Here is a 4,755-nt window from a genome sequence, read left to right as displayed (position 1 = left end):
TGCTGATGCACGCCATGGGCCCCAACGTGGCCGGCGTCATCGGCTCCGCCATCGCGGCGGGCGTGATGATCTCCCTGTTTGGCTGATAGATAGGAGGTATTTGAAATGGCTATGGAATTTTTATCTAAGAAGCCCCTGTATATCACCGACACCATCCTCCGTGACGCCCATCAGTCCCAGGCGGCCACCCGGATGCGGATTGAGGATATGCTCCCCGCCTGCGAAGTGCTGGATTCCATCGGCTACTGGTCGTTGGAGTGCTGGGGCGGCGCGACGTTTGACTCCTGCATGCGCTTCCTCAACGAGGACCCCTGGGAGCGCCTCCGGAAGCTCCGCAAGGCCCTGCCCAACACGAAGCTCCAGATGCTCTTCCGGGGCCAGAACATCCTGGGCTACAAGCACTACGCCGACGACGTGGTGGACGCCTTCTGCCGCAAGTCCATTGAAAACGGCATCGACATCATCCGGATTTTCGACGCGCTGAACGACGTGCGGAACCTGGAGCAGGCCATCAAGTCCACCAAGAAGTACGGCGGCATGGTGGAGGCCACCCTGAGCTACACCATCTCCCCCATCCACAGCGAGGAGTACTTCGTGAAGCTGGCCAAGGAGCTGGAGCAGATGGGCGCGGACGTGATCTGCGTCAAGGACATGGCGAACCTGCTGCTGCCCATGGACGCCTATTCCCTGGTGAAGAAGCTGAAGGAGACCGTGAAAATCCCCATCCACCTCCACACCCACAACACCACCGGCACCGGCGACATGGTGTATCTCATGGCGGCCTACGCCGGAGTGGACATTGTGGACACGGCCCTGAGCCCCCTGGCCAACGGCACGGCCCAGCCCGCCACGGAGTCTTTGGTGGCCACCCTCCAGGGCACCGTCCGGGACACCAAGCTGGACCTGAACAAAATGAGCGAGGCCGCCGCCCACTTCCGCAAGGTCGCCCAGAAGCTCAAGGAACAGGGCAGCCTGGACCCGAAGGTGCTGAACGTGGACACCAACACCCTCCTCTATCAGGTGCCCGGCGGCATGCTCTCCAACCTGATTTCCCAGCTGAAGCAGGCGAACAAGGAGGAGAAGTACTACGACGTGCTGGCGGAGATTCCCCGGGTCCGCAAGGACTTCGGCTATCCCCCGCTGGTCACCCCCACCAGCCAGATCGTGGGCACCCAGGCCGTCATGAACGTGGTGGTGGGCAAGTACAAGACCTTCCCCAAGGAGTCCAAGGGCCTTTTGAAGGGCGAGTACGGCCAGGTTCCCGGCGAGGTCAACGAGGAGGTCCGGGCGCTGGCCGGCATCAAGCCGGAGGACGTCATCACCTGCCGCCCGGCGGACCTGCTCCAGCCCGAGGTTGAAAAGTACCGGGAGGAATTCAAGGATATCGCCAAGAGCGACGAAGACGTGCTCTCCCTGGCCCTGTTCCCCCAGGTGGCCCCCAAGTTCCTGGCCTGGAGGGACGGCCCTCACGACGAGCCCCAGGCCGCTCCCGCGGCCCCCGCGGCGGCCCCCAAGGCCGCGGCAGACCCCAACGCGGTGCGGGAGCTGTATGTGGAGTTCAAGGGCTGAGCCCCTTTTCTCGAGGGAAAAGGAACCAAAAGAGCTTTTACACGCCACGCAGTCAGTGCTTAACTTTCCCCTCTGGGACGGGAACGTGGAACTGCTGAAATCAACAAGAGGACGGTATCGAGAGATACCGTCCTCCTCTTTAACTGAAAAAAATCTCATAGTTGTCGATGCTCAGATCATAACGCTCCAGCTCCCTCCCGCTCCCGTCATACAGCGTGAGGACACAGGGAAGATCTGCGTGGCGTATGCCATGGCCTCCGTCTTCATCCCAGTAATCCCCGTACCACAGTCTGGCGATATTATATAGGGACAGCTCATCCGGCAAATCCTCCGGGGCCCAGCCCGAAAGCCCCCCTCCGAGCATGTCCAGGGAATAGGGAAATCCAAACACCTCGTTCTCCAGGCGCTCTCCTGCAATTGTAAAGGTTTTGCTTTTGAGAACCTTGTCCCGGTTCCGCAGCTCGGCCTCGATCTCCAGGATTGCGGAATCCGCCTCCGCAAAGGGACCCGCGGCATAGATGGTCCCATTCCAGGCCGCGCAGAGGGCGTTCTGCTCAATTTTGGGAGTGTAATGGTAGTCGATCTCATTTTGCAGCAGGTTTCGGCTGTACAGGAAGGACGCGTACGTCTCCCCGCTTTTGGCCAGAATAAACGTCCGGACACGATAGACCCAGTCGCCGCTGTATCCGTACCGCTCATGCCGGACATGCAGGGGTTCGATCTCCCCCGCCAAAAGGCGGCTGGCCTGAAACTGCCGGCACATCGCCCTCACGGTGCAGGGTGGAAAGCCCATCAAGGCGTGAAGCAGAACCCCCAGAAGGACACAGAACGCCAAATTGCGAACTGTCTTTCCCTTTCGGTTCAGCGTCATAGCTCCTCCCCCCATTCCGCCCGCAGGACCCAATCCCGGCCTCCGCCGGGCGCGGAGACCTCCACCCAGTCCGGGCGGTAGTCCAGAATCAGCCGGAGGGTCATCTGCTGCCGGGTCCAACCCCAATATGGCACGCGCTCCCACTCCAGATAACCTGACGTCTGCCGCCTTCCGTCTCCCCATTCCCGGAAGGAAACGGCGCCTCGATTGTCCGCCACCTCCAGCTCCCAGGGCTGAAAATCCGGAACCGGCTCCCGGACCTTCACCCAGAACTGGAGCTCCGCCTCCACATTCCCGCCGGTCTCTCTCACCTCTCCGGGGGCCAGATAGACTTCCCCGCATTCCAGGGATACATGGTCCGCCCACACCGGCGGGTCCGTCCACTCCAGCTGCTGCCGCGTTCTGAAAATCAACTGCTCGACGCCGCCCGCGAACACAGTCAGCCACAGGACAATCAGCACCAGCATCAGCAGCGTGCCCTCCGAGAACTTCCACAGCCAGCCAAGCCAGGGCTTATGTATCCGGTCCAGGGCCCAGCCCACCTCCTGGGCGTTTCCCATGGCCCGAAGGGACCGCTCCGCCGCCAATTTCGGCTCGTAGTTCAGCCGCTCCAGCGCCCTGCAATGGTCCTCGTAATGGATGCGCAGCTCCTTTTCAATGCCCTTCCGGTCCGGCCAGAACCGGACCTGCTCGCACACAGCATCCACCCAGATCTGAAATTCATCCCGCATAGGCCGCCTCACGCCAGGAATGCGCTGTTCACCACAGCGTCCACCTGCTCCGCAAAGTATTTCCAGGCCGCCTTTTTCTCCTCCCGGGCCCTCCGACCCTTCCGGGTGCTGCGTTAATACTTTCGCGTCCGGCCGTCGGCCTCCTTCTCCCGCACCGTCACCAGCCTGTCCGCCTCCAAGCCGTGGAGGATGGGGTACAGCGTCCCCTCCTTCAGCTCAAAGGTCCGGTTGGACCGCCGCGCCAGCTCCACGATCATCTGGTAGCCGTACATCTCCTCTCCCGCCAGCAGGGACAGGATCAGCAGAGTGGTGCTGCCGCTCATCAGACTCTTGTTGATCTTCATGCCGTGCCTCCCTCCATACCTTGGTTATCTATGCTTATTATACATAGATCATCAAGGCTTGTCAAGGGCAGAAAAGGCGCACCCCCGGGGTGCGCCCTCCTTACCGCTCCAGCTTTTCATCCACAGACACCGCAATGGGCCCGGAGCGGATAATGGCACCCTGCTCTGCGTCATAGGCTAACTCTGTGCGCAGCCCGCCCATATATGCACCAAACATATGAGGCACCTCCAGACCAAAGAGCATCACAGCCTCTAGGGTACACCGCTCCTGGTCGATCTCCAGGCTGGCCCATCCGCTCTTTCCCGGCCAGTAAGAACAATCCCGCCAGACCTCCTCCTGAACCCATTGCCAAGCCGTATAGGTCTGTCCCTGGCAGTCTGTCACAAGGCTGCGGATATATCCGTCTTCCCAGTCCTGGGGCTCCACGGTGATGGAGGCAGCCATCTCTTCCCAGGGCTCCACAAGGGGGATGATTTCCCCCTGGCCGCTGATGTTGTAGACTGTACAGACGCTCTCATGAAAGCCGGTCCCAGATCCGTGCCGCAGCCACGCCAGCTCCGGCTGACCGTCCCCAGTGAAATCCACCCAGAAAGGCATGCTATACCCGGACACCAATCCACCGTAACCCGCGGAGACATACCAGTCATAGAGGGTTCCATTAGGCGTCTCCACCCGCTCCAGCGTCATGGTCCTCCCCTGGTACTCCGCCAACGCCTCTGTCAGGTCTTGGCTGATGCGCAGGGAAAAGTCCGGTGCATCCGGGCGGGTGAACTCCAGAAAAAGCGCTCCATCTTCCTCTCGCTCCGCCAGAACGAAGCCGTTGGAGCAGTCCTCCCGATTGGTGTACTCCAACTCCTCCTCAGACATGATCTGCCGGGACAGTCTCACGCTCTCCCCAGACTGTTCCGGCGCCTGGACCTCCAGTGCCGGAGGCGCTTCCTCCGGCGGCATCTCTCCTCTCTGCCCGCAGGCCGTGAGTCCCAAGGTGAGCACCAGTATCCACAGGGTAATCCTTTTCTTCATATGGTCTCCTGTCCCGGCAGCAGGAGACTGTACATCGATCCCACAACGGCGGCAGGGCGGGCGCAGTCCCACGTCTTTTCCAGTCATCGCTCTCCCCTCCTTTGCTATATTTTAGCATTGGGAATGTCGGAATTCATCACAAAAGGAATACAAATAGTAACAAAGAAGAGACACACTCAGGAGAGTGTGTCTCAGATGTTGGCACCACCTATTTTT

At 60.5% G+C, this 4,755-nt stretch carries 6 protein-coding genes; 2 read left to right on the top strand and 4 right to left on the bottom strand.

Going from position 1 to position 4,755, the window contains the following annotated elements:
• Positions 1-86 (top strand): sodium ion-translocating decarboxylase subunit beta (locus tag QZ326_RS11225; protein WP_295745215.1); only part of this gene is annotated, 86 nt, incomplete at its 5' end.
• A gap of 19 nt (positions 87-105) precedes the next feature.
• The gene (locus tag QZ326_RS11220; RefSeq protein ID WP_295745213.1) at positions 106-1,569 is read left to right on the top strand and encodes a pyruvate carboxylase subunit B; all 1,464 of its coding nucleotides are present in this window, start codon (positions 106-108) and stop codon (positions 1,567-1,569) included.
• 139 nt (positions 1,570-1,708) lie between these two features.
• On the opposite strand, the gene QZ326_RS11215 is transcribed toward QZ326_RS11220, so the two are convergent.
• The 4 genes from QZ326_RS11215 to QZ326_RS11200 form a co-directional block, all read right to left on the bottom strand.
• Positions 1,709-2,440: a hypothetical protein gene (locus tag QZ326_RS11215; RefSeq protein WP_295745210.1), complete on the bottom strand. Its 732-nt coding sequence runs from the start codon at positions 2,438-2,440 to the stop codon at positions 1,709-1,711.
• Complete coding sequence (locus tag QZ326_RS11210; RefSeq protein WP_295745207.1) at positions 2,437-3,171, bottom strand: hypothetical protein; 735 nt, start codon at positions 3,169-3,171, stop codon at positions 2,437-2,439. The genes QZ326_RS11215 and QZ326_RS11210 overlap by 4 nt, the downstream gene beginning before the upstream one ends.
• Before the next feature lie 113 nt (positions 3,172-3,284).
• Positions 3,285-3,515: a PadR family transcriptional regulator gene (locus QZ326_RS11205; RefSeq protein ID WP_365329133.1), complete on the bottom strand. Its 231-nt coding sequence runs from the start codon at positions 3,513-3,515 to the stop codon at positions 3,285-3,287.
• Positions 3,516-3,615: 100 nt separating this feature from the next.
• Positions 3,616-4,539 (bottom strand): hypothetical protein, encoded by a 924-nt coding sequence (locus QZ326_RS11200; protein ID WP_295745206.1) that lies wholly within the window; start codon positions 4,537-4,539, stop codon positions 3,616-3,618.
• Between the last annotated feature and the right edge of the window lie 216 nt (positions 4,540-4,755).

The organism is uncultured Oscillibacter sp., from assembly GCF_910587525.1.
Lineage (GTDB): Bacteria > Bacillota > Clostridia > Oscillospirales > Oscillospiraceae > Oscillibacter.
This window is presented reverse-complemented; position numbering and strand designations above follow the sequence as displayed.

What these genes read in the sequence shown, in the direction of transcription:
- QZ326_RS11220 (WP_295745213.1), top strand. Translation starts at nt 106, where the DNA reads ATGGCTATGGAATTTTTATCTAAGAAGCCCCTGTATATCACCGACACC.
- QZ326_RS11215 (WP_295745210.1), bottom strand. Translation starts at nt 2,440, where the DNA reads ATGACGCTGAACCGAAAGGGAAAGACAGTTCGCAATTTGGCGTTCTGT.
- QZ326_RS11210 (WP_295745207.1), bottom strand. Translation starts at nt 3,171, where the DNA reads ATGCGGGATGAATTTCAGATCTGGGTGGATGCTGTGTGCGAGCAGGTC.
- QZ326_RS11205 (WP_365329133.1), bottom strand. Translation starts at nt 3,515, where the DNA reads ATGAAGATCAACAAGAGTCTGATGAGCGGCAGCACCACTCTGCTGATC.
- QZ326_RS11200 (WP_295745206.1), bottom strand. Translation starts at nt 4,539, where the DNA reads ATGAAGAAAAGGATTACCCTGTGGATACTGGTGCTCACCTTGGGACTC.